This window comes from Cellvibrionales bacterium, assembly GCA_016713115.1.
In the GTDB taxonomy this organism is placed as follows: domain Bacteria; phylum Pseudomonadota; class Gammaproteobacteria; order Pseudomonadales; family UBA7239; genus UBA7239.
The window spans coordinates 845,934-868,538 of record JADJPU010000001.1 but is presented as its reverse complement, the minus strand read 5'-3'; the positions used below and the strand labels follow the sequence as shown (position 1 = coordinate 868,538).

17 protein-coding genes are annotated in these 22,605 nt (G+C 53.1%); 10 read left to right on the top strand and 7 right to left on the bottom strand.

Annotation, left to right across the window (positions count from 1 at the left end):
- Position 1 precedes the first annotated feature (1 nt).
- Positions 2-2,503, bottom strand: a complete 2,502-nt coding sequence (locus IPK30_04215; protein MBK8102495.1) for a hypothetical protein — start codon at positions 2,501-2,503, stop codon at positions 2-4.
- A 161-nt stretch (positions 2,504-2,664) separates the two neighbouring features.
- On the opposite strand from IPK30_04215, the gene IPK30_04210 reads away from it, so the two are divergent.
- Positions 2,665-3,618 carry an NAD(P)-dependent oxidoreductase gene (locus IPK30_04210; GenBank protein MBK8102494.1) on the top strand — a complete coding sequence of 318 codons (954 nt, stop codon included), beginning with the start codon at positions 2,665-2,667 and terminating at the stop codon, positions 3,616-3,618.
- Complete coding sequence (locus IPK30_04205) at positions 3,615-5,132, top strand: radical SAM protein (GenBank protein ID MBK8102493.1); 1,518 nt, start codon at positions 3,615-3,617, stop codon at positions 5,130-5,132. The genes IPK30_04210 and IPK30_04205 overlap by 4 nt, the downstream gene beginning before the upstream one ends.
- Positions 5,133-5,166: 34 nt before the next feature.
- On the opposite strand, the gene IPK30_04200 is transcribed toward IPK30_04205, so the two are convergent.
- From IPK30_04200 to IPK30_04175, 6 genes are all read right to left on the bottom strand, one after another.
- Complete coding sequence (locus IPK30_04200; GenBank protein ID MBK8102492.1) at positions 5,167-6,651, bottom strand: NAD(P)H-hydrate dehydratase; 1,485 nt, start codon at positions 6,649-6,651, stop codon at positions 5,167-5,169.
- A gap of 1 nt (position 6,652) precedes the next feature.
- Entirely contained in the window at positions 6,653-7,588 is a 936-nt protein-coding gene (locus IPK30_04195) for a peptidoglycan DD-metalloendopeptidase family protein (protein ID MBK8102491.1), read from the bottom strand.
- Between the two features lie 41 nt (positions 7,589-7,629).
- The gene (locus IPK30_04190; protein MBK8102490.1) at positions 7,630-7,986 is read right to left on the bottom strand and encodes a hypothetical protein; all 357 of its coding nucleotides are present in this window, start codon (positions 7,984-7,986) and stop codon (positions 7,630-7,632) included.
- Positions 7,987-8,018: 32 nt separating this feature from the next.
- Positions 8,019-9,560, bottom strand: a complete 1,542-nt coding sequence (locus IPK30_04185) for a 2,3-bisphosphoglycerate-independent phosphoglycerate mutase (GenBank protein ID MBK8102489.1) — start codon at positions 9,558-9,560, stop codon at positions 8,019-8,021.
- A gap of 77 nt (positions 9,561-9,637) precedes the next feature.
- The gene (locus IPK30_04180; GenBank protein ID MBK8102488.1) at positions 9,638-10,477 is read right to left on the bottom strand and encodes a hypothetical protein; all 840 of its coding nucleotides are present in this window, start codon (positions 10,475-10,477) and stop codon (positions 9,638-9,640) included.
- Between the two features lie 81 nt (positions 10,478-10,558).
- On the bottom strand, positions 10,559-11,137 hold the full coding sequence (locus tag IPK30_04175) for a TMEM165/GDT1 family protein (GenBank protein MBK8102487.1): 579 nt from the start codon (positions 11,135-11,137) through the stop codon (positions 10,559-10,561).
- A 113-nt stretch (positions 11,138-11,250) separates the two neighbouring features.
- Here IPK30_04175 and IPK30_04170 point away from each other — a divergent pair, with 113 nt between their 5' ends.
- The 8 genes from IPK30_04170 to IPK30_04135 all read left to right on the top strand — a co-directional run bounded on the left by IPK30_04170 (position 11,251) and on the right by IPK30_04135 (position 22,597).
- Positions 11,251-14,988: a nitrate reductase subunit alpha gene (locus IPK30_04170; protein ID MBK8102486.1), complete on the top strand. Its 3,738-nt coding sequence runs from the start codon at positions 11,251-11,253 to the stop codon at positions 14,986-14,988.
- Positions 14,985-16,529 carry a nitrate reductase subunit beta gene (gene narH, locus IPK30_04165; protein ID MBK8102485.1) on the top strand — a complete coding sequence of 515 codons (1,545 nt, stop codon included), beginning with the start codon at positions 14,985-14,987 and terminating at the stop codon, positions 16,527-16,529. The genes IPK30_04170 and narH overlap by 4 nt, the downstream gene beginning before the upstream one ends.
- Positions 16,526-17,224 (top strand): nitrate reductase molybdenum cofactor assembly chaperone, encoded by a 699-nt coding sequence (gene narJ / locus IPK30_04160; protein MBK8102484.1) that lies wholly within the window; start codon positions 16,526-16,528, stop codon positions 17,222-17,224. The genes narH and narJ overlap by 4 nt, the downstream gene beginning before the upstream one ends.
- On the top strand, positions 17,221-17,928 hold the full coding sequence (gene narI, locus IPK30_04155; GenBank protein ID MBK8102483.1) for a respiratory nitrate reductase subunit gamma: 708 nt from the start codon (positions 17,221-17,223) through the stop codon (positions 17,926-17,928). The genes narJ and narI overlap by 4 nt, the downstream gene beginning before the upstream one ends.
- Before the next feature lies 1 nt (position 17,929).
- Positions 17,930-18,787 carry a peptidyl-prolyl cis-trans isomerase gene (locus IPK30_04150; GenBank protein MBK8102482.1) on the top strand — a complete coding sequence of 286 codons (858 nt, stop codon included), beginning with the start codon at positions 17,930-17,932 and terminating at the stop codon, positions 18,785-18,787.
- Positions 18,780-20,108, top strand: coding sequence for a NarK/NasA family nitrate transporter (locus IPK30_04145; GenBank protein ID MBK8102481.1), 1,329 nt, complete (start codon positions 18,780-18,782; stop codon positions 20,106-20,108). The genes IPK30_04150 and IPK30_04145 overlap by 8 nt, the downstream gene beginning before the upstream one ends.
- A 90-nt stretch (positions 20,109-20,198) precedes the next feature.
- On the top strand, positions 20,199-21,359 hold the full coding sequence (locus IPK30_04140; GenBank protein ID MBK8102480.1) for a hypothetical protein: 1,161 nt from the start codon (positions 20,199-20,201) through the stop codon (positions 21,357-21,359).
- 110 nt (positions 21,360-21,469) lie between these two features.
- Positions 21,470-22,597 (top strand): Fic family protein, encoded by a 1,128-nt coding sequence (locus tag IPK30_04135; GenBank protein ID MBK8102479.1) that lies wholly within the window; start codon positions 21,470-21,472, stop codon positions 22,595-22,597.
- Positions 22,598-22,605 lie beyond the last annotated feature (8 nt).

Here is a 22,605-nt window from a genome sequence, read left to right as displayed (position 1 = left end):
GCTAGACCGGGGCGACACGCACGCGGTACAGATGGTATTCACCGTAGGGCAGTGCCTGTGCCGTCCAACTGCGGGTTTCGCCCTCACCCAGTACATTGTCGGTAATATCGACATAGGGCATGGCTGCGCTAGTCAGCGTGAAGCTGGCCGACCCAGTTCCGAGGTGATCCAGTGGTGTGCGGCTGTTACCCTCACTTTGCACTACAGCGTAATAGGTTCCCGGTGTGAGGAACTGGCCGCTATCGGCAAAGCGGTAGAAGTAGTCGGTGCCGCTGCGCTCCCGTTTTATTCCCGTGTAGCGGTTGGTATCTGCCACAGAGGTGGTTTCGGTGGCATCGATATTCGGAATACTGCCCTGCCGCACGGCCAGCATGGCTTCTTGTTCGGCATCGGGTGTCAGCTTCAGTATCCAGCCGGGCTGGGTGTCAGGTACTTCGATGCGATACACGGCAATCTCGCGTGCGGGCAGTGTGGCGGATACGCTGCCGTTGAAGGGCAGATCATGCACTTGGATGGCATAGGGTTTGTTGCCGCCGTCATTGCCAATACCGATAGCGCGGCTGGTAATGCTGTAACAGAAAGTGCCACTGGCTGGTGGGTTGGAAAGCCCCACGGCAATGTAGTAATTGCCCGGTTCGAGTGGGCTGCCCATACCGACGGTGAAAATCTGGCCACTGGCATCAGTGCCGTCAGCCTCTTTGTCGTCGGTGTAATCGCCAATCACCTTGAAGGAATTGCCGGATGCCCAAGCCGCGCTGTTATTGGCGCCGCTGCCGCCGCCAGACGACAGGCTGGCTGGCAGTAGGTCGCGGCGCACCATCATGACAGGCTTGCCGCCCGATATATTGCTCAACCGCACATCCCAGCCCAGTGCTCCTGCTGGCACCGTGACTTTGAAATAGCGAGTGGACATCACATCCTGCCCTGCCGTGCAATTGCCATCCACATCTGTCAGCCCAACATCCTGTGAAAAACCGTTGAAATCGAGATCGCTGCGCTGCGGCGCACGAGTTGTCAGTTCAAAGGCTCCCAGTGCGCTGGTTGGGTTGTAGACACCGATATACCAGACATCAGCTTCGTGATTGGGGTTTTGTAGCAGACCGTTGGTGCTCGACTGATGCGCTTGCATCGTGCTGGATTTCTTCTGACCTGTCTGACGGTAGTCGCTTTTGGCCGGAATGGCATTGCGACGGGTGGCCAGTGTTGTGTTGGCGGGCGCATTGGACAACAGCAATTCCCAGCCCATGTAATTGAGCTGTTCGGCAAGGTTGTCCACGCGGTAGTACATCCAGCCTCCGGTATTCTGGTTCGCGGGACCGTTGACGATCTGGTTTGGTGCTTCATTGATGTAGGGAACAGCCGTAACTTGTGGATCACCGCTGCGCAGGGTGAAGCTGAAATCAGCATCGTCCGGACTGTAGACCGTGATGTAGGAGGGACCAGTCCCCAGATCGGGTGGCACAATAACGGCGTTATCGGTGATCTGCTCATCCAGTTCAGACATCGCATTGTTGTCGTTGGGTGTGGCTGCAATGGCGTAACGCAGGTAGAGATTGGCGGTATCACCGGTGTTTGGTGTCATCTTCACTTGCCAGCCGAGGCCGTTGGCTGGCACATCAACCTTGTAGGTTACAAAGCGGAAGCCGGCGCGGTCGCCGGTGTTGACCGCAGTGCTGGATTGTCCGGTCAGGCTGAACTCGAAATTGTCGATACCTTCGTCCGTGTACTGTCCGCCCGGCAGCGTGGAGGGCGTGGTGATCAGATGTTTGAAAGCTTTGAGGTTGATGTTGGCTCCCGGGGTGCCAGCTACCCCGAGGTAGATGGAGCCAGAGGCCGAGCCGGGAGTGGCGATCATTTGTCCGGCGGTTTTTTCAATCTGATCGGCAACAGTAGTGGTGCTGAACGCCATCGGTGCCTTATCCAGCGACACATAAAGAGCTTTGGGTGTGACGCTGTTTTCCATCAGCCCCCAGGCAGGGGTTGTGGTCGGGTTTATCTGCGCTTTGAACCAAATCATGCCCTCAGGACCGATGGTGGCGGTGGATGTTTTGGTGTTGTCGTCAACCGAACCCCAGTCAGTGACTTCAATGTCGCCCGAACGCAGTGTCCATGTTGCTCCTGCTGTGGCGTTGACACGGATGTACCACGCTTCGCCTACGTTGTACTTCGAGCGATCAACCAACACTGCATCGTCACCTACCCGGGCGGAGGAGAGAACGCCTGATCCCGTGACGGTGGGGTCGCCTTTCTTGACATAGAGTTGTGCCTCACCGCTGGTTACAGTCAGCACTGTGCGCCAGACACCATGTTGTGCGTATTCTGGGCTGATCCAGAAGATGTAGTCGCCGCCATTTGTATCAGGCTGGCTCTGGATTTCCGAGCCGTCACCATCGTTGTTGTTGTCCCACAGCAACTGCGTGCCGGTCTGTGACCAAGCTGGTGCCCCGAACAGTAACGAGGCGAGCAGCAGGGCGGAACCAAACCAGCGTCTACGGATATTCACGGTGTACTCCTGACTCCACTCTGGGAGTGTCTTGTGTTTTTTTACAGGCGAGTTGTTCTTTATGTACGGGAGCCTAGCGAAATACCATATTCCGCCTTGCAATCAAGCCACAAGCTCTCCATTCTTTTGCGCAGATAAAAAATGAACAGGGGGTTTCAAGCATGATAGTTTCTCGCACGGTGCTGGTAACTGGCGCGTTTGGCAATTTAGGGCAGATGGTGCTGGCTGAGCTCAAGCGGCAGAATTTTCGTGTGCTGGCCATGGATCTCGACAACCCCGCCAACCGCAAGGTGGCGGCGCGTATAGAAACGCTGTACGACGAGTTGGTGTGGGGTGATTTACGCACCGTGGATTTCAAACCCTTGCTGCAAGGCTGTGTGGCGGTGATACACCTCGCAGCGGTACTGCCGCCGGTGACGGATCGCGCGCCTGAGCTCGCGCATGACATCAATGTCAACGCCACGCTGCGTTTGATTGCGGATATTGAACAGCGCGTTAAACAACCTCTGCTGATTTACCCCTCCTCTGTAACGGTATTTGGATTCCCTGAGCCAGCCACGCGTTTGATGCGGGCGGACGATGCTGTGGCGCCAAGCGACAACTACACGCGGCACAAAGTGGAGGTAGAGCAAGCGCTAGCGGCCAGTGCAATTCCGTGGTGTGTGCTGCGCGTGGGGGTGTCGGTAGATTCGCGCACCTTGGGTGCGGATCGTTCCATGATGCGTAAATTGTTTGCCGTATCGCCAGACAATCCCTTGCATTATGTGCATCCACAAGATGTTGCGCTGGCAATGGTCAATGCGATCAATAACGCGCGCGCCTTGCATAAGGTTTTGTTATTGGGAGGTGGTGAAGACAGCCGTGTCACGCAACACCAATTCTTAAGTGCGGCACTGAATGCCATGGGGATTACTCTGCCGCGAGATATGCTCGGCAGCGACCGCTACTACACCAGTTGGATGGATACCGCTGAGTCGCAAGACATTCTGCAATTTCAGCAGCACAGTTTTGCAGACTATCAAGCAGATTTGCGCCAGCGCTTGCGTTGGTCGCGGCTGATCATGAAGCCACTCGCGCCGCTGGTGCTGTGGAGTATGCGCAGAGTTTTGAAATGAAATTGCCTCCTGATACGGAAGTATTTATTCCCTCTGCGTTAAATAGTGAGGTGATTGCATCCAGTGTGGATTTTCAGTCGTTGCCTCGTTTGAAAGTTTTGTTGTTAAAACCCTATCAAAAAATTGTTGGAGCAGTGCAGTCTCCGCAGATGGGTATCCTCTATTTAACATCAGCTATTCGCGCGCGCTTTCAACAGCATGTTGATGTGAAAATTCTGGATATGAAGTTGGAGCAAATGCCAGCATCAGAGCTGTTGCCTCTGTTGCAGGAGTTTAAGCCGGATGTGGTGGGTATGTCGGCGTTAAACTTTGAAGCACAAGCAAGTTATCGCATTGCAAAAACTGTAAAACAGTTTGATGAATCCATTGTTACGGTGATTGGTGGGCCGTTTGCGCTCAACGCGTCTGAAAAGATTTTGCGTGAAGAAGAAAGCATTGATTGGGTTTTTGAGGGTCCTGCGGATAATGTATTTCCAGAAGCGTTGATGCGCTTAACTCTGAGTCAGGATTTGGGAATCGATTTGCCTGGTTTCTCAAGGCGACTGGCAGATGGGAAAATTCATGTAGCAAAAACAAGAGATTTTGTTCAAGACTTAGATACTTTGCCTATGCCTGCTTGGGATTTGGTAGATTTTGATCGCTATGCAAAACATCCCAATCATGCAGCTAACTTGAAAGGTAAGCGTTACTCGCCGCTGTTTACTTCAAGAGGGTGTCCTTATCTTTGCACCTATTGTCACGACATCTTTACAAAAAGATTTGTTTACCATAGTGCAGAGCGAGTGATTGCAGAGATTGAGTATTTATATAACAACTATGGTGTTGATGAATTTCATATAGAGGATGATATTTTTAATCTGCACAAGCCTAGGGTGCATGCAATCATGGGGGAAGTGGCTAGGCGATGGCCTGGGAAAATGAAATTTGCATTTCCTAATGGATTGCGCGGCGACATTATTGACCAAGAAATTGTGGATGTAATGTGTGAAGCAGGTGCTTATGCAGCTTCAATTGCCATTGAGACGGTAACTCCGCGGTTACAGCTTTTGGTTGAAAAGAATCTAGATGTTGATAAAGCAAACAATGCAATAAAAATGTTTACAGACAAAGGATTGCAAGTAACCGCTGCTTTTATGTTGGGGTTTCCAACGGAAACAAAAGAAGAAATCAAAGCCAGTATTGATTTCGCTTTAAAAAGTGATTTGACCTTGGCGTTTTTCTTTACGGTTATTCCACAGCCGGGAACGCCGCTCTTTGATTTGGCGCTGAGTGAACATGAATCAATAACGAGAGATGCAGCAAAAGTTGACAGTGGTAGCTACCGTGCGCATACATCTTGGTATGAAAGGGTTTACGGGTATCCATTGAGTAACGCTGTCCGCATGGCTAATTTGCGTTTTTATTCTAGCCCGCGGCGTGTGCTCAGAATTCTGCGTTTTTGGTCGCTCGGACGACTGTGGCAGACATTTAAAGTGTTTCTACAAATTTTGCTAAACGCACCGGCAAACGCCTAACTATTCAGATGTGATGTTGAAACAGTAGGGGCATTCAGGGATTCACCAAACCCTGCAACTGCGCACTGAGATCGCTCGCCAACAAGCCGCGCTCGCCCTGTTCTTCGGCGGCAGCATCCGCCGCTTCAGCGTGCAGGCAAACACCCAATTGCGCGGCGATTTCAGGCGCTATGTCTTGCGCGAGCAAGCTGCCGATGATGCCGGCTAGCACATCCCCCATGCCGCCGGAGGCCATGCCGGGGTTGCCGCTGCTGCAAACTCCAATCATGCCGCTCGCTCCGCACACCAAGCTGCCCGCGCCTTTCAACACGACAGTGCCGCCATAGCGTTGTTGCAGGGCGCGCACGGCCGCAAAACGGTCGCGCTGTACATCGGCGGTGCTGATACCCAGCAGGCGCGCGGCCTCGGCGGGGTGTGGGGTCAGCACCCAATCGCTGCGATGGGGTTCGCGCACCACGCGCCCCTCGGCCAGCATGTTGAGTGCGTCGGCATCCAGCACCAGTGGCAGCTCACTCAAGGTGGCCTGCTGCAACATCTGCTCGGACCACGCGCTGCGCCCCAAGCCAGGACCGACAACCAGCACCGTGGGTTTGGCGAGCAGCGGTTCCAGAGCCTGCCCAGAGTTCACACCATTCGCCATGATCTCCGGTCGGCGTGCCAACACAGCCGGCACATGTTCAGGTCGCGTGGCGGCGCTAACTAAGCCCGCGCCGCAGCGCGCAGCCGCTTCAGTGGCCAAGAGCACCGCGCCGCCCATGCCGCTGTCACCGCCTATCACCATCACATGCCCGAACAGACCTTTGTGTGCCGTGCGTTGGCGCGGCGGCAGTGCGTCTAGCAAGGTGCTGAGTTCCAGTCGCTCGCAGTCGTGATCGTCGGGCGCGTCTAGCTCCTCCGCACCCAAACCAGCGTATTCAATGAGGCCGGTGAAATCTGGTGCGTCGGCGGTCAATAAACCGCGTTTCAGTGCGACAAAAGTGATGGTGACATCCGCGGCCACCGCCACGCCTTCGGCACAGCCGGTGTCGGCGTCGATGCCAGAGGGCAAGTCCAGCGCCAGCACTGGCAGGCCGCTGTGGTTGATAGCATCAATCGCGGCGGCGTAAGCGTGGCGTGGTGCGCCGTAGCTGCCGGTGCCGAGTAGAGCATCAACCACGATGCCTTTGCTGGGTAAATCCATAGTGTTCTGCCACGGTGAAATCGTCACGCCGTTTTGCGTGGCGTAGGCGTGCGCTTGTAAAGTATCTGGCGTAAATTTTTCAGCCGCGCCGACCGCAATAATGTGTGCAGAAATATTTTTTTCTTGCGCGAGGGCTGCGAGCAAATAACCGTCGCCACCGTTGTTGCCGCTGCCGCAAAAAATGGTGATGCACGCAGGATTGGGCCAGTGTGCTAAGAGTGTTTCCAATGCTGCGCGCGCGGCTTTTTTCATTAGCACGATGCTGCTGATGCCGTTAGCAATGAGCGTCGCATCCAGTGCGCGCGTTTCTTCAGCGGTGTGCAAAGTGTCAGGGAGCATTTTATTTTTTCAGCCAAGGTAGAGGGTTGATCGGATTGCCGTTTTTGCGAATTTCAAAATACAAGGCGGATTCTTTTTCGCCGCCGCTGTTGCCGGCGCGTGCAATGATATCGCCTGGTTGCACCCATTCGCCGGCTTCACGCAACAGAGCATCATTGTGTGCGTACAAACTCATATAACCATCGCCGTGATCCAGCACGATTAACAAGCCTTGGCCGCGTAAAGTGTCGGCGTACATCACGCGCCCGCCGTGAATGGCGTGCACGGGCGTTCCGTTATCCGCTTGAATGCGTAAACCATCCCAAGTCACGCTGCCTTGGCGATTATCGCCAAATTGATGCAGCAGTTTTCCCTGCGTCGGCCACAGCATTTTTCCTTTGCGTTGTGTAAAAGATTGCTGGCGCAGGCGTTCGAGATCGGCAGCGCTATAGGTGGATGATGCATCATCTGTCGATGGTTCGGTTGCGGTTTTTGTTGCGAAAGTTTTCTCTTCCTGTTGCTGTATATTTTTCTGCTCCTCGCGCAAACGCTGTTCTTCCTTGGCTTTAGCAAGGGCGCGTTGCTGTTCGATGCGTGCGATTAATGTTTGTAATGCGGCGCGATCTTGGTTGAGCTTTTCCAATTCGCCGTCCTTGTTTTTTAGGTCTTGTTCGGCGTTGGTAATTAAGGTTTTTCTGGCATCGCGTTCGGCTTGCAGTTGCGTATTTTCAGTGATGAGAGTTTGTTGCAGCACTTGCAGTTCTTGAATGCTGTTAGCGAGTTCTTTTTCTATGACAACGATGCGTTGAATAGCATCGAGATACGCCTGCATTTTTTGCTGGCGAGCAGCAACCAAGTAATTATTGTATTGGAAGTTGCGGGTGAGGGTGCTGGCGTCGTCCTGTTCCAGCAGCAAGCGCAGTTGCGACTGCGCGCCTGCTGTGTACAGAGCGCGCAATTGCTGGCCGATCTGTTCCCGCTGATCGGCGATTGAACTGCTTACTGCTTTTTTTCTGCCGCTTGTGCGTTAGCAGCTTTTTGTTTCTCTGCGATTTTGGTGTTGATCTCTTCGATTTTTTTCATTTGCGCCGCAACATCTTTGTCGGACTGGTCCAGCTTGGCCTGCAATTCATTGCGTGTGGTCTGGATGGTTTGAATATCCGCTTTTAATTTGTCGATGGATTGCTGCATCTCGGCAATTTTTTGTTCAAGATTTTCTGTTGTTGCTGGTTCGGCAGCGGGTGCTTGCGCGGTGGCGGCTTCGGCAGGTGCTGCCGGTGCTGCGTCGTTAGCAAAAGCACTGCCAGCCAATGTGCCGATGAGGATAGCAGCCAATAGCGATTGATGAATTTTCATGTGTGCCTCTCCGTGCGTAGTGATAAAAAGTTTTATTTGTTGTGAATGGTGATGAGGTTGCGCCCTTGCATTTCTGCCGGTTGCGGCAAGTTCAGCAGCGCCAGCATGCTTGGGGCAACATCAGCCAGTGTACCACCATCATTGATAGTGACTGTGCGCTGACCGATATACAAAAACGGAACTTGTTCACAAGTGTGCTGTGTGTGTACTTGCTGCGCTTCGTAATCCTGCATTTGTTCGCAATTGCCGTGATCGGCGGTGATCAAACATTCACCACCGGCTGCCAATACCGCGTCGCGCACACGGCCTACACAAATATCTAGAGCCTCCACCGCTTTTACTGCGGCGCTGAAAATGCCGGTGTGCCCCACCATATCGCCGTTGGCGTAATTGCAAATAATCACATCGAACTGTTGGCTGCTTATCGCCTCCACCAATTTATCAGTGACTTCAAACGCGCTCATCTCCGGCTGCAAATCGTAAGTGGCAACCTTGGGTGAATCGACAAGAATGCGTGTTTCGCCTTCGTACAAGGCTTCGCGCCCGCCGCTGAAAAAGAAAGTGACATGCGCGTATTTTTCGGTTTCCGCAATGCGCAATTGCGTTTTGCCTAAACTGGCTAAATATTCGCCCAATGAGTTTTTCAGAGTGGATGGTGGATAGGCGCACAGCGCAGGAATATCGTCGGCGTATTCACTGGTCATCACAAAGGTGCCGAGTGTTGGAGTGCGTGCGCGCACAAAACCGTCAAACGCAGGATTGGTAAAGGCGCGCGTGATTTGCCGTGCGCGATCGGCGCGGAAATTCATAAACAACACCGCGTCGCCATCGTGTAATTGCACGGGTGCGCCGATCACGGTGGGTTTTACAAATTCGTCGTTTTCATCGCGCGCGTAAGCGTCGTGCAAACCTTCAAGAGCGGTGGCGGCGTGAAACTCGGCGCGACCATCAGTGAGTAAGTTGTAAGCTTTTTCGACGCGATCCCAGCGTTTATCGCGATCCATCGCGTAATAGCGACCGCACAGTGTGGCGATGCGGCCGGTGCCGAGTGCCTCCAGCGTGTCTTGTGTGATGCGCAGTGAATCTTCTGCACTGCGCGGCGGTGTGTCGCGCCCATCTAAAAACGCGTGCAAATAAACCTGCTCGGCACCGCGCTGCACAGCGAGTTGCAGGGCGGCGAGGATGTGATTTTCGTGGCTGTGTACGCCGCCATCGGAGAGCAAGCCCCAGATGTGTACGGCTTTGTTATTGGCGATGGCTTTATCGATGGCTGCGCAATAGGCAGGGTTTTCAAAGAAGGTGCCGTCGGCGATGTCTTTGTCGATGCGCGTCAACTGCTGCCACACCACGCGCCCTGCGCCCAGTGTCATGTGGCCGACTTCGCTGTTGCCGAACTGCCCTTCGGGCAAGCCCACATCTAAACCGGAGCCGGACACCAAGCTGCGCGGGTTGTCGCACCACAGCTGATCCCACACTGGCGTGTGCGCAGCGGCAATGGCGTTGTCTTTGGTCTCCTCGCGGTAGCCGAAGCCGTCGAGTATCAAGAGTACAAGAGGTTTGGGGGGAGTCGTCATAAAAACACAACCAGCAGAAAACAGAGCAGCTATCTTACGGAAGCTATGAGTTTTTTAGAACCTGCATCCCTGTTGTATCAATCGTCATCGCCCCACATATGCCCTAGCCAGAGCCCCATAGCAAATGGGAACATCCAATTGGCTTCTTTCTTGCGTGCGATTTTTGGTGGCGGTGGTGAAGGCATGTAATCCGTAGATGTCGTTTTATCTATGGGTAGTTGCGGCGGTGGTGCATAAGGGACTTTATCGCGAAGTCGCCACCAAATTTCTAATAAGGTGCTCGCGGTAGCCAAAAGCACTGATATTGCAACAGGGATTACATGCAGGCGCGTGATTCCGAAAATATAAAAAATCAGCAGCATCCACAGTGTGCTGCCGATAGTTAACGCAAGACTGTCGTTTGTTCCTGTTGACAGCATAATGAGTATTAAGCAGACCCACACCGTAAGAAATAGCATGACACACCAAAATGCCATGTGATCTACTAAGCGCATAGAGTAAAAGTCCTCCATTGGCATGCGCAATATTTTCTCTTGTTCGGCACGACTTTCCGCTTTTTGCCGTTGTGCGGCATCGTTTTTTTGGCGCATAGCTTCGTAGTCAACGGTTTTATTTTGTTGCTGACGAACGACAGTGCGTTTAGAAAAAAGAAAGGCGAGCCAATACACCGAGAGAATGGCGGCACCCACAATGCCTATGCCTATTGCGGTGTTGGCGCTGTCGTTAGGGAGAAATAACGCGCCGGTTACACAAAACGCGCCAAACGCTGCGCCGCTGCCAATGAATATCCCTAATAGATGAGAAACAAAGAGGTTTCCTCCTTGTTTGTTGCAGTGATCTACAACCACGAGCCACGCTAGCGCCCATGTCACGATCGTGCCGAATAACGATAAAGCAATGGCTATGTCTTCATTCATGGCGATGGCTCAATGTGGCGCAGAGTAGAGCCATGGTACAAGCAGAAAGGCTCACTGGGTGAGCCTGCCTTAAATGGCGATTTAAAAACCGAAGCCGGTTCCTGCGCCTAGCAAGGTCATCACGCCCAGCACGGCAAACACGCCAGCGGCGATGGAGTGCACCAGCTTCATCGGGATTTTGTTGGCCAACTTGTCGCCGACAAACACCGCTGGCACATCGGCAATCAACATGCCCAGCGTGGTGCCTATCACCACCAGCAGCGGTGCGGCGTAGTGCGCGGCCATGGCGATAGTGGCGACCTGCGTTTTGTCGCCCATTTCCGCCAGAAAAAAAGTCACCAAGGTGGCGCCGAACACGCCGAGTTTTTGCGCTATCAGCGATTCTTCTTCTTCAATTTTGTCGGGAATCAGCGTCCAGACTGCCATGCCGATAAAAGACAAGCCCAACACCCAGCGCAGCACTTCCGGGCTGACATTGGTGGTGATCCACGCGCCCAGCGCACCGGCCAATCCGTGGTTGACCAGAGTGGCCAGCAGAATGCCGAGAATGATGGGCAGCGGCTTTTTGAAACGCGCAGCGAGTAGGAAGGCGAGCAACTGGGTTTTGTCGCCGATTTCAGCGAGGGCGACCACGCCGGTGGACACGAGTAAAGATTCCATGCGGATACCTCCAACAGGGGGCGCGCATTGTAGTTTAAGTTGCAAAAAACTTGTCTAGACTCAATGCTTGATGCAATGAGTGTGGTAGTGTCTTCGGTATAAAGGAGAACGATATGAGTTACTTTCTCGACCGCTTGCAATTTTTTCGCCGTGTCTCAGAACCTTTTGCCAATGGGCATGGTGAGGCACGCACGGAGAACCGCGATTGGGAAGACAGCTATCGCGCGCGCTGGCAGTACGACAAGGTCGTGCGCTCAACGCACGGCGTGAATTGCACTGGCTCGTGCAGTTGGAAGATTTATGTGAAGAACGGTCTGGTGACTTGGGAAACGCAGCAGACCGACTACCCTCGCACCCGCCCCGACCTCCCCAATCACGAGCCGCGCGGCTGCCCGCGCGGGGCGAGCTACTCGTGGTATTTGTACAGTGCCAACCGTTTGAAATACCCCTTAGTACGCGGCGTGCTGTTGCGCTTGTGGCGCGAGGCGCGCAAAACGCTGAGCCCTGTGGAGGCGTGGGCGAGTATTGTTGAAGACGCAGAGCGCGCTAAATCCTACAAAAGCAAACGCGGCATGGGTGGTTTTGCGCGGGTGCAGTGGGAGGAGGCGAACGAAATGATTGCCGCCTCCAATTTGTATACTGTAAAAAAATATGGACCGGATCGCGTTATTGGTTTTTCTCCTATTCCCGCGATGTCGATGGTGTCTTATGCCGCCGGTGCGCGCTATTTATCATTATTGGGCGGCGCGTGTTTATCGTTTTACGACTGGTATTGCGATCTGCCGCCTTCCAGCCCACAGGTGTGGGGAGAGCAAACCGATGTGCCGGAATCTGCCGATTGGTACAACAGTCGCTACATCATCGCGTGGGGTTCTAATGTGCCGCAGACGCGCACACCCGACGCACATTTTTTTACCGAAGCGCGTTACAACGGCACAAAAACAGTGGCGATTACGCCCGATTATTCTGAAGTTGCCAAGCTCACCGATCACTGGCTGCACCCCAAGCAGGGCACGGATGCAGCGCTCGCGTTTGCGTTTGGTCATGTGATTTTGAAAGAGTTTCATGTCGACAAAACGGTGGATTATTTTTCCGATTACTGTCGCCAGTACACGGATATGCCGCTCTTGGTGCGTTTGGAGCAGCGCGCCGATGGGCGTTTGGTGCCAGAGCGTTTTTTACGCGCCAGTGATTTATCCGGTTTGGATGAAAGTAATAATCCTGAGTGGAAAACTTTAGCGTTTGATGAACGCAGCGATCAGCTCACGGTGCCGCGCGGTGCTATTGGATTTCGTTGGGGCGAAAAAGGCAAATGGAATATTGAAGAAAAAAACAGCGCAGGGATAGAAACGAAACTGCGTTTATCGCTGCAAGATTTTAACGATGGCGTGGCGGCGGTCAGCTATCCGTATTTTGGCGGCGTTGAACACGCACATTTTACGGCAGCAAAATTTCCTGACATTTTGGAACGCAATATTCCCGTTAAACAGCTCACGCTGGCCGATGGAAAAACTTGGGCAGTGGCAACAGTTTACGATTTGCTGCTCGCACAATACGGCGTAGATCGCGGTTTTGGCGGCGGAAATGTTGCCAAAAATTATGACGAAGATGTGCCGGGCACGCCGGCGTGGCAGGAAAAAATCACCGGTGTGCCACGCGCGGCTGTGATTGGCGTTGCGCGTGAGTTTGCAGAAACCGCCGCCAAAACACGCGGGCGTAGCATGATTATTGTTGGCGCTGGCATGAACCATTGGTTCCACAACGACATGAACTATCGCGGCTTAATCAATATGCTGGTGATGTGTGGCTGTGTAGGGCAAACCGGTGGCGGTTGGTCGCACTATGTTGGGCAGGAGAAATTGCGCCCGCAAACCGGTTGGCTGCCCTTGGCGTTTGGTTTGGATTGGAGCAAACCGCCGCGCCAAATGAATGGCACTTCGTTTTTCTATTTCAATTCCGATCAGTGGCGTTACGAAAAATTAGCGGTTGAAGAAATGTTGTCGCCACTCGCCGATGCCAGAAAATTTAGTGGTAGTCAGGCGGATTTGAATTTACAAGCGATTCGCATGGGTTGGTTGCCGAGTGCGCCACAGTTGAATCGCAATCCACTGCATATTGCGCAAGCGGCAGAAAAGGCTGGCGTATCGCCAGCTGATTTTGTTGTGCAGCAGATGAAAACAGGTGAGTTAGATTTTGCGTTTTCGGACCCAGACGCGCCGGAAAACTTTCCGCGCGCCATGTTTATTTGGCGCTCTAATTTGCTCGGTTCATCTGGCAAAGGGCACGAATACATGCTGCGCCATTTGCTCGGCACGCGTCACGGTTTGCAGGGCAAAGATTTGGGTGAGCGTGGCGCGGTGAAGCCGGAAGAAGTGCGCTGGCGCGATGAAGCACCAGAAGGAAAATTGGATTTATTGGTGACGCTGGATTTCCGCATGTGCACCACGGCCTTGTATTCCGACATCGTGTTGCCGACAGCTACTTGGTATGAAAAAGACGATCTCAATACCTCAGACATGCACCCATTTATTCATCCACTGTCAAAAGCGGTGGACCCTGCGTGGGAGTCGCGCAGTGATTGGGATATTTTCAAAGGTGTCGCAAAAACTGTCAGCGAAATGGCGGACGGTGTGTTGGGTGTAGAAAAGGATGTGGTATTAGTGCCGATATTGCACGACACGCCCAATGAATTGGCTATGCCATTTGGTGTTAGCGATTGGAAAAAAGGCGAGTGCGAACCGATACCGGGAAAAACTATGCCGACTATCGTGACCGTTGAGCGCGATTATCCCAATCTGTATAAAAAATTTACCGCGCTTGGGCCGTTGTTAGACAAACAAGGCAATGGCGGCAAAGGCATGAGCTGGAATACGCAGGATGAGGTGAAATTTTTAGGCGAACTCAATCATCGTGTGTTGGATGAAGGTGTGAGTTGCGGTCGTCCCGCTATTAACAGTGCGATTGACGCGGCAGAAGTCATTTTGCATCTCGCGCCGGAAACCAATGGCCATGTGGCGGTGAAAGCGTGGGAATCTTTGGGTGAATTTACTGGCCGCGATCACACGCATTTGGCGGTAGGTAAAGCGCATGAAGCGATTCGCTTTCGCGATATTCAAGCGCAGCCGCGCAAAATTATTTCTTCGCCGATTTGGTCTGGTTTGGAAGATGAACATGTCAGCTACAACGCCTGTTACACCAATGTGCACGAATTGATTCCGTGGCGCACACTCACCGGCAGGCAGCAGTTTTATCAAGATCACGCGTGGATGATTGCTTTTGGCGAAGGCTTTATGCAGTACCGCCCACCCGTGGATACCAAAACCATTGCGCCGCTGCTCAATAAGCGCGGCAACGGCAATAAAGAAATGGTGTTGAATTGGATTACGCCACACCAAAAATGGGGCATACACAGCACCTACAGCGATAATTTGTTGATGCAAACGCTGTCGCGCGGTGGGCCGATTGTGTGGCTCAGCGAAGATGATGCGCGCAGTGCGAATATCGAAGATAACGATTGGATTGAATTATTTAATGTCAACGGCGCGATTGCTGCGCGTGCGGTGGTGAGTCAGCGTGTGATGCCAGGCATGGCGATGATGTATCACGCACAGGAGCGCATTCTGAATACGCCAGGTTCCGAAATCACCGGCACGCGCGGCGGCATACACAATTCAGTGACGCGCATCGTGCAAAAGCCGACGCACATGATTGGCGGTTACGCGCAACTGTCTTACGGCTTTAATTACTACGGCACTTGCGGTACCAACCGTGATGAATTTGTCATCGTGCGCAAAATGAGCAAGGTGGATTGGTTGGAACAGGAGACAACACAACAGGAGGCAGCTCAATGAAAGTGCGCGCACAAATTGCCATGGTGTTGAATCTCGATAAATGTATCGGCTGCCACACCTGCTCTGTTACTTGCAAAAATGTGTGGACTAGCCGTGAAGGCGTGGAATACGCGTGGTTTAACAATGTGGAAACCAAACCAGGGATTGGTTATCCAAAAGAATGGGAAAACCAAGACAAATGGAATGGCGGATGGGTGCGTACAGCCAAAGGCAAACTGATGCCGCGCACGGGTGGACGCTGGCGTTTGTTGTCCAAGATTTTTGCCAATCCTGATTTGCCGCAGATAGACGACTACTACGAACCGTTCACTTTTGATTATCAGCATTTACATACCGCGCCAGACAGCGCGCATCAACCTACCGCGCGTCCGCGCTCACTGATTAGTGGCGAGCGTATGCAAAAAATTGAGTGGGGACCAAACTGGGAAGAGATTCTTGGTGGAGAGTTCGCCAAGCGCAGCCAAGATAAAAACTTTGACAATGTGCAAAAAGATATTTATGGACAGTTTGAAAAAACTTTCATGATGTATTTGCCGCGCTTGTGTGAGCACTGCCTCAACCCTGCCTGCGTGTCAGCCTGCCCATCGGGTGCGATTTACAAACGCGAAGAAGACGGCATTGTGTTGATCGACCAAGACAAATGTCGCGGTTGGCGTATGTGTGTGTCGGCTTGCCCGTACAAAAAAATTTATTACAACTGGAAGAGTGGCAAATCTGAAAAATGTATTTTCTGCTATCCGCGTATTGAAATGGGCGAGCCGACCGTGTGTTCGGAAACTTGCGTGGGGCGCATACGCTATTTAGGTGTGATGCTGTATGACGCCGATCGCATTGAGCAGGCGGCAGCCGTGCCGGCAGAAAAAGATTTGTATCAAGCGCATTTGGATATTTTTCTCGATCCGCATGGCCCGCAAGTGCAAGCCGCTGCGCGTGCAGAAGGTGTTCCTGAAAGCTGGTTAGAGGCGGCAAAAATATCGCCGGTTTATAAAATGGCGATTGATTGGAAATTGGCGCTGCCGCTGCATCCTGAATACCGCACGCTGCCGATGGTGTGGTATGTGCCGCCGCTATCACCGATTCAAGCCGCCGCAGAAAACGGGCAAATCGCCATGAACGGCAAATTGCCGGATGTGCATTCGCTGCGCATACCTGTGCGCTATTTAGCGAATTTATTAACAGCGGGTGATGAAGCGCCGGTGGTGCGCGCATTGGAGCGTATTTTGGCGATGCGCGCTTGGCGGCGTGCATTGAATGTGGACGGTGTGGAAGACCATGCGGCGTTGCAGCAAGTGGGTTTAACCGCCGCCCAAGCAGAAGATATGTACCGCTATTTGGCGATTGCTAATTACGAAGACCGTTTTGTGATTCCAACGGGGCATCGCGAATACGCCAACGATGCGTTTGGTGAGCGTGGCGGCTGCGGTTTTTCTTTCGGCAATGGTTGTCACGGCGATAGCGCGGCAGATTTATTTGGTCAGCGCAAAACCACCGGCTTTGTGGTGCAAGAGTATCGCCCTGCGTCACAGGAGGCGGCGCCATGAGTGTGTTAAAGCTGATCGGTGTGTTGTTGGATTATCCGCAAGACGAATTGTGGCAACACGGTGAAGAATTGTTGCTAGCCGTTGACGATGCCGGTTTGCCTACCGCGCGGCAAAAAGCCTTGACGCAATTTGTGCGTGATTTATTGACGCAGGACGCGTTGGATGCGCAGGACAATTGGTTGTCTTTGTTCGATCGCGGGCGCGCCATGAGTTTGTTGTTGTTTGAACACATACACGGTGAATCGCGCGATCGCGGACAGGCGATGGTCAATTTGCTGGAAGCCTACCGCAAGAATGGTTTTGAATTGGCAACACGCGAACTGCCCGATTATTTGCCCTTGGTGTTGGAATATCTCAGCCATCGCCCAATAGCAGAAGTAAAAGATTGGTTGCAAAACTTGCAGCGCATCATTGCGTTACTGGCAGCGCGTGCAGCGGAGCGCGAGAGTCCGTATGCCTTGTTGCTAACACTGTTAGTGGAGATGGCCGAAGGTCGTGTGAATCTTTCAGCTTTGCGGCAACAAGTGCAGCAAGAAGTGCGCGACGACACGCCGGAAGTGATGGATCGTCTGTGGGAAGAAGAAGTGGTGCGCTTCGGTGTTGACACGCCCGCGTGCGACAGCAGTACACAGACGCATCGTGCTGACGAAATAAAACCTCTCCGATTCACCAACGCGCAGCAGGTGCAACCGTGAACGCATGGAACCAATTTGCTTTTCAGATTTATCCCTATATCACTATGGCCGTTTTTTTTATCGGCAGTTGGGTGCGCTATGACAAAGCCATGTACACCTGGCGCACTGGCTCCAGCCAGATGTTGTCGGACAAAGGTATGCGCCTGGGCAGTAATTTATTTCATATCGGTGTGTTGATGGTGTTAGGCGGGCATTTAGTGGGATTGCTTACGCCGCATGCGGTGTATGAGCATGTGATTTCTACGCCGCATAAACAATTATTGGCGATGGTGGTCGGCGGCGTGTTTGGTGCGATGTGTTTGGTTGGTCTGTGCATTTTGTTATGGCGGCGTTTAACCAATCCGCGCATTCGTGCAACGGGTTCTTTTGCCGATACGCTGGTGTTGCTCTTGCTGCTTGCTCAGTTACTGCTGGGCTTATCCAGTATTTTTATTTCTGCGCAACATTTGGATGGCAGTGAAATGTTGTTGATGGCGGAATGGGCGCAACACATTGTCACATTGCGCTGGGGTGCAGCCGATTATATTTTAGGTGTGCATTGGATTTACAAAGCACACATTGTGTTGGGTATGACGCTATTTTTAGTCGCGCCCTTCACGCGTTTGGTGCATGTGTGGAGTATTCCTGTCGGCTATTTGTGGCGGCCTTATCAAGTGGTGCGTCGTCGTCAGGCATCTATTGTTAATCAACCGCCGCGCGTGTGAGATGAACACTATGTCCTCATCATCGCAGCGCATTGACGCTGTGCAAATTGAAGAAGCGCTGCAAGAAGAAAAACGCAGTTTTGGTCAACCTGCACCGTGTTTGTTGTTTGTGGGTGAAACAGCTATCAGCGAGGCGGATGTTGCGCGCGAAATGCAGTTTCATCCAGCAACAAAGCCGGAACAGTCGCGCACGGAAGCGGCGCGTGCTTTGCTAGTGCGCGAGTTACTGCGCTTGGAATGTGAACGCTTAAATCTTGCGGTAGACACTGTTTTGCAAGAAAACGAATCGCAAGAAGAGGCGTGTATTCGTGTGTTGCTGGAGCGTGAAATAAAAGCGCAAGCGCCTACGCAGGATGATTGCTTGCGTTATTTCGAGCAGAACCGCGAACGCTTTCGCATGCCGGATCAAATGCGCGTTCATCACATTCTGTTAAGTGCCGCGCCAGACGATGCCGAAAATCGTATCCGCGCCCGCACGCAAGCCGAGCAGTTGCTTGCGGAATTGCAGCAGCATCCAGAGCGCTTTACGGATTTTGCATTGCGTTACTCCGCGTGCCCGTCAAAAGAACAGGGCGGTGATTTGGGCAGCTTGCAGCGCGGGCAGACCACACCGGAGTTTGATCGCCAGTTATTTCGTTTGTCGGAAGGTTTGGCCTCTTTTCCCTTGGAATCGCGCTGGGGTTATCACATCGTGCAGGTGAACGCGGTGAGCAGGGGCGAGTCTTTGTCTTTTGAAATGGCGCAGCCACAGATTGCCGAATACTTGGAACTGCAAGGGCAGCAAATGGAAATCCAGCACTATTTGAGCGAATTGCAAACACGCTACGGCGTACGAGGATGGGAACACTACGATGCTTGATGCAACGCCGATTTCGCCCGCGCAGCGCCAGCGCGCCCTGTGGCTCGCCATTTACGCCCTGACAGTGTGTGTTGCTACTTGGGTGATTTTTGCCATTGTGGGATTAAAGCTACAAGGTGAGCTTGCACTGACTAACACGCAGTACGGTCTGCTGGTAGCCGTGCCAATTCTGACCGGCTCACTCAGCCGTTTGCCCTTGGGTATCGTGGCTGAAATCTACGGCGCCCGCCGCGTGATGGCGGTATTGATGCTGGTGGTAGCAGGGTTCGCTTTCGTGCTGCCTGTGGCGAAATCCTACGCCGTGTTGTTGTTGCTCGGTCTGGGGTTGGGCTTGGCAGGCGGTGCATTTGCCGTGGGCGTGGTGTATGTCTCGGCGTGGTTTCCACCGGAGAAGCAGGGCACAGCGCTGGGCTTGTTCGGCATGGGCAATGTCGGCACGGCGGTCACCAGTTTGGCTGCACCTTGGTTGCTGGCATCGATGGACTGGCAATCGGTGGTTGGCGTGTACGCCAAGGTGATGTTGGCTTCGGCGGTGCTGTTTTATCTGTGTACGCAGCCGGAGCCATCACCCAAAAAAACAGCGCACACGAACTGGGCGGGGCATTTGGAACCACTGCGCAGTTTTCAGGTGTGGAGCTTTTCCGTGTACTACTTCTTGGTGTTCGGTGGTTTTGTTGCCTTGGCATCGTGGCTGCCGCGTTTTTATATTGGGGTGTATGAGGTGGACATTCGCACCGCTGGTTTGTTGGCGGCGAGCTTCCTGATTCCCGCCACCTTGTTTCGCTCCGTGGGCGGTTATTTGTCCGACCGTTACGGCGCGCGTCGCATGATGTATATCTCGTTTTCTACTTGCGCGGTGGGTCTGTTCTTTTTGTCCTACCCCAACACGCATTATGTGGTGGAAGGCATCAACGGCCCTATCCCGTTCAGCATCGTGCCGCCTATGGGCGTGCGTGCCGCCGTGCTCGCCGTGATGGGTATGACCATGTCGCTCGGCATGGCGGCGGTGTTCAAACACATCCCCGAGTATTACCCCAAGCATGTCGGTGCCGTGGGTGGTGTGGTGAGTATGATCGGCAGCTTAGGTGGTTTTGTGTTGCCGATTGCCTTTGGTGTGATGAACGATTGGGTGGGTATCTGGACCAGCTGCTTCATGCTGATGTTTTTTGTCGCCGCCACCAATTTGCTGTGGATGCACTTCTCGATTCTGTACATGAACCGTCAACGCTTCCCAGAAATTCGCAAAGACAAAGATTTGCCAGAGCTGATGCGTGCTGCATTGCGGCGTGCGAAAGCTGAGTCTGACGCGGCGGAACTCTAGAACGCCGCGTGCCGATAACGACCAGCAGCGGTGCGATGCAGCAGGGTATGGGCTGTTGGCAGCACGCAGTGTGGCGTTTATGCTGACCGGATGAAATTACACACTGAAAACCTCACCGTTCTGTTTGTCGATATTGTCGGCTACACCGCAGCAACCAGCCGCCATTCGCGCACGGAAAATGCGGATTTGCTCAAGTCGTTCAATGAAACCTTGGTGCCTATCGTGCACCACTTTCGCGGCAAAAAAATCAAAAGCATCGGCGATGCCATGTTGCTTACTTTCCGCTCGCCCACCGACGCCATGTTGTGCAGCATGGCGATGCAGGATGCAATGCATCAACGCAATTTGCAGGCGCCGGGCAGCGATCCGATTCACATCCGCGTAGCGGCGAACCTCGGCGAAGTGCGCGTTACGCGCAACGATATTTTTGGCGAGCCGGTGAACATTGCCTCGCGTATTGAGGGTGTGGCACCGGCCGACGAAATCTACCTCAGTGAAGCCGTGTACATGGCGATGAACAAAGCCGAAGTGCCGGCGGCCGAGGTGGGGCAATTTGCGCTGAAGGGCATGGAACAGCCGGTGAAGCTGTACAACATTCCGCGCTTTGCCACGCACCGTTTGGTGCCACAAAACGCGCATCCCGCTGAAAGCGGCAGCGAATTGCTGTTCCCTTACGGCGGCATGCACTTGGGCAGTAACGATACTCCTGCCGCTACCCGCACGGCGTTGTTTGCCGGCGCTGCTGTGCTCGCGGCCGTGATGTTGGGGACGGGTGCTTGGTGGTGGTTGCGCCCAGCGCCTGCTGCTGTGGCCGTCAGTGCGCCAGCGGTTCCCGCAGCGGTGCCTGCGCCCGCCACACCGACTCCCGCTGAACAACCGCCAGCAGCCACCACTCCAGCAGCAACCACAACAGCAGCCGCCACTCCAGAACCACAGCCTGCTGAAAAAGCAGCGCAAGAAACGCCGGAAAAAGAACCGGAAACAACAGTGGCCAAACCAGCCGCTAAACCGGCGGCAAAACCAGCCAAGCCGCGGTCTGCGCCCATGCCTAGCAATATTGCGGCGGCCAAGCGCGCCTACCGCGACCGACGCATCAGCCGAGAACAGTATCGCGCCGTCGTCAACCGGCTGGAAAGCGATTACGACCAGCGCGTGCGTGCACTGAAGGTTGAGTACCGCGCCCGCCGCATGAGTCGTGAGCAATACGGCCTGCGGGTTGATGCGTTGAAGCGACAGTATTACGGGGAGTGAGAGATGGTATTTTGTGTCGATGTTTTTAGTTTTTATCGACACATCTCGTTGACATGTCGATATCATCTAAATAAGCTTAGGATATGTAGATAAAAGAAAACAATTTAAACATGACACCGGCGCTCGCATGGAAGCCCGATCAACCTTGGAATAACTTGCCTCCGCTGCCACCCATAGGCGAGCTGGAGACAAAAATCGTTTTAAAACAGTGTGTTATAGCAAGGACGGCATTGGCAGAGTTGAAGCAAGCTGCCGAACTGATTCCCAATCAAACAATGTTGATTAACATCATCCCCCTGTTGGAAGCGCAGGACAGCTCTGAAATTGAAAACATTGTGACCACGACGGATCACCTGTTTCAGTTTGCTCAAGCCGACCAGCACGCAGATGCCAGTACCAAAGAAGCGCTTAGGTACAGAACGGCGCTGTACAACGGTTATCAGTCGTTACGCCACCGCCCGCTCTGTACAGCGACAGCCGTCGAGGTGTGCCGTACGATCAAAGCGAGCGATATTGATATTCGCAAAATACCCGGTACGGCGTTAGCGAACGACAAAGATGGCCGCGTCATTTATACCCCGCCCGAAGGAGAGGCGGCACTGAGGGATTTACTCGCCAACTGGGAACGATTTTTACACAACGAGCGCGACCTTGATCCGCTGGTGCGTATGGCGGTCGGCCATTATCAGTTTGAGGCTATCCACCCCTTCAGTGATGGCAATGGTCGCACAGGGCGCATACTCAATATTCTGTTTCTGATTCAAGAAGAACTGCTCTCGTTGCCGATTCTTTACCTGAGTCGCTACATCATTGGCAATAAAACGGATTACTACCGTTTGTTGCTAGAAGTCACCAGTCAAGCTGCTTGGGAGCCGTGGTTGCTCTATATGCTGAAAGCGGTAGCAGAAACCGCGCGTTGGACAGTCAATAAAATTGCAGCTATTCGCGCACTAGCTGACCATACCAGTGAATATGTGCGCGAAAAATTGCCTAAAATTTACAGTCGTGAGTTGGTGGATATTATTTTCGAGCAACCGTACTGCCGCATTGGTAATTTGGTTGAGCGCGACATTGTTCAGCGGCAATCCGCTTCGCGTTATTTGAAAGAATTGGTTGCCATTGGCGTGCTGACTGAAATGAGCGCCGGCAAAGAAAAACTATTTGTTCATCCTAAATTAATGCAGTTGTTGACTCGCGATGGCAATGATTTTGCTCGATATCCTGTCAATCTACACTGACATTACTA

What these genes read in the sequence shown, in the direction of transcription:
- IPK30_04140 (MBK8102480.1), top strand. Translation starts at nt 20,199, where the DNA reads ATGAAATTACACACTGAAAACCTCACCGTTCTGTTTGTCGATATTGTC.
- IPK30_04190 (MBK8102490.1), bottom strand. Translation starts at nt 7,986, where the DNA reads ATGAAAATTCATCAATCGCTATTGGCTGCTATCCTCATCGGCACATTG.
- narH (MBK8102485.1), top strand. Translation starts at nt 14,985, where the DNA reads ATGAAAGTGCGCGCACAAATTGCCATGGTGTTGAATCTCGATAAATGT.
- IPK30_04150 (MBK8102482.1), top strand. Translation starts at nt 17,930, where the DNA reads ATGAACACTATGTCCTCATCATCGCAGCGCATTGACGCTGTGCAAATT.
- IPK30_04185 (MBK8102489.1), bottom strand. Translation starts at nt 9,560, where the DNA reads ATGACGACTCCCCCCAAACCTCTTGTACTCTTGATACTCGACGGCTTC.
- IPK30_04210 (MBK8102494.1), top strand. Translation starts at nt 2,665, where the DNA reads ATGATAGTTTCTCGCACGGTGCTGGTAACTGGCGCGTTTGGCAATTTA.
- IPK30_04145 (MBK8102481.1), top strand. Translation starts at nt 18,780, where the DNA reads ATGCTTGATGCAACGCCGATTTCGCCCGCGCAGCGCCAGCGCGCCCTG.
- IPK30_04180 (MBK8102488.1), bottom strand. Translation starts at nt 10,477, where the DNA reads ATGAATGAAGACATAGCCATTGCTTTATCGTTATTCGGCACGATCGTG.
- IPK30_04175 (MBK8102487.1), bottom strand. Translation starts at nt 11,137, where the DNA reads ATGGAATCTTTACTCGTGTCCACCGGCGTGGTCGCCCTCGCTGAAATC.
- IPK30_04200 (MBK8102492.1), bottom strand. Translation starts at nt 6,651, where the DNA reads ATGCTCCCTGACACTTTGCACACCGCTGAAGAAACGCGCGCACTGGAT.
- IPK30_04205 (MBK8102493.1), top strand. Translation starts at nt 3,615, where the DNA reads ATGAAATTGCCTCCTGATACGGAAGTATTTATTCCCTCTGCGTTAAAT.
- IPK30_04135 (MBK8102479.1), top strand. Translation starts at nt 21,470, where the DNA reads ATGACACCGGCGCTCGCATGGAAGCCCGATCAACCTTGGAATAACTTG.
- narJ (MBK8102484.1), top strand. Translation starts at nt 16,526, where the DNA reads ATGAGTGTGTTAAAGCTGATCGGTGTGTTGTTGGATTATCCGCAAGAC.
- IPK30_04170 (MBK8102486.1), top strand. Translation starts at nt 11,251, where the DNA reads ATGAGTTACTTTCTCGACCGCTTGCAATTTTTTCGCCGTGTCTCAGAA.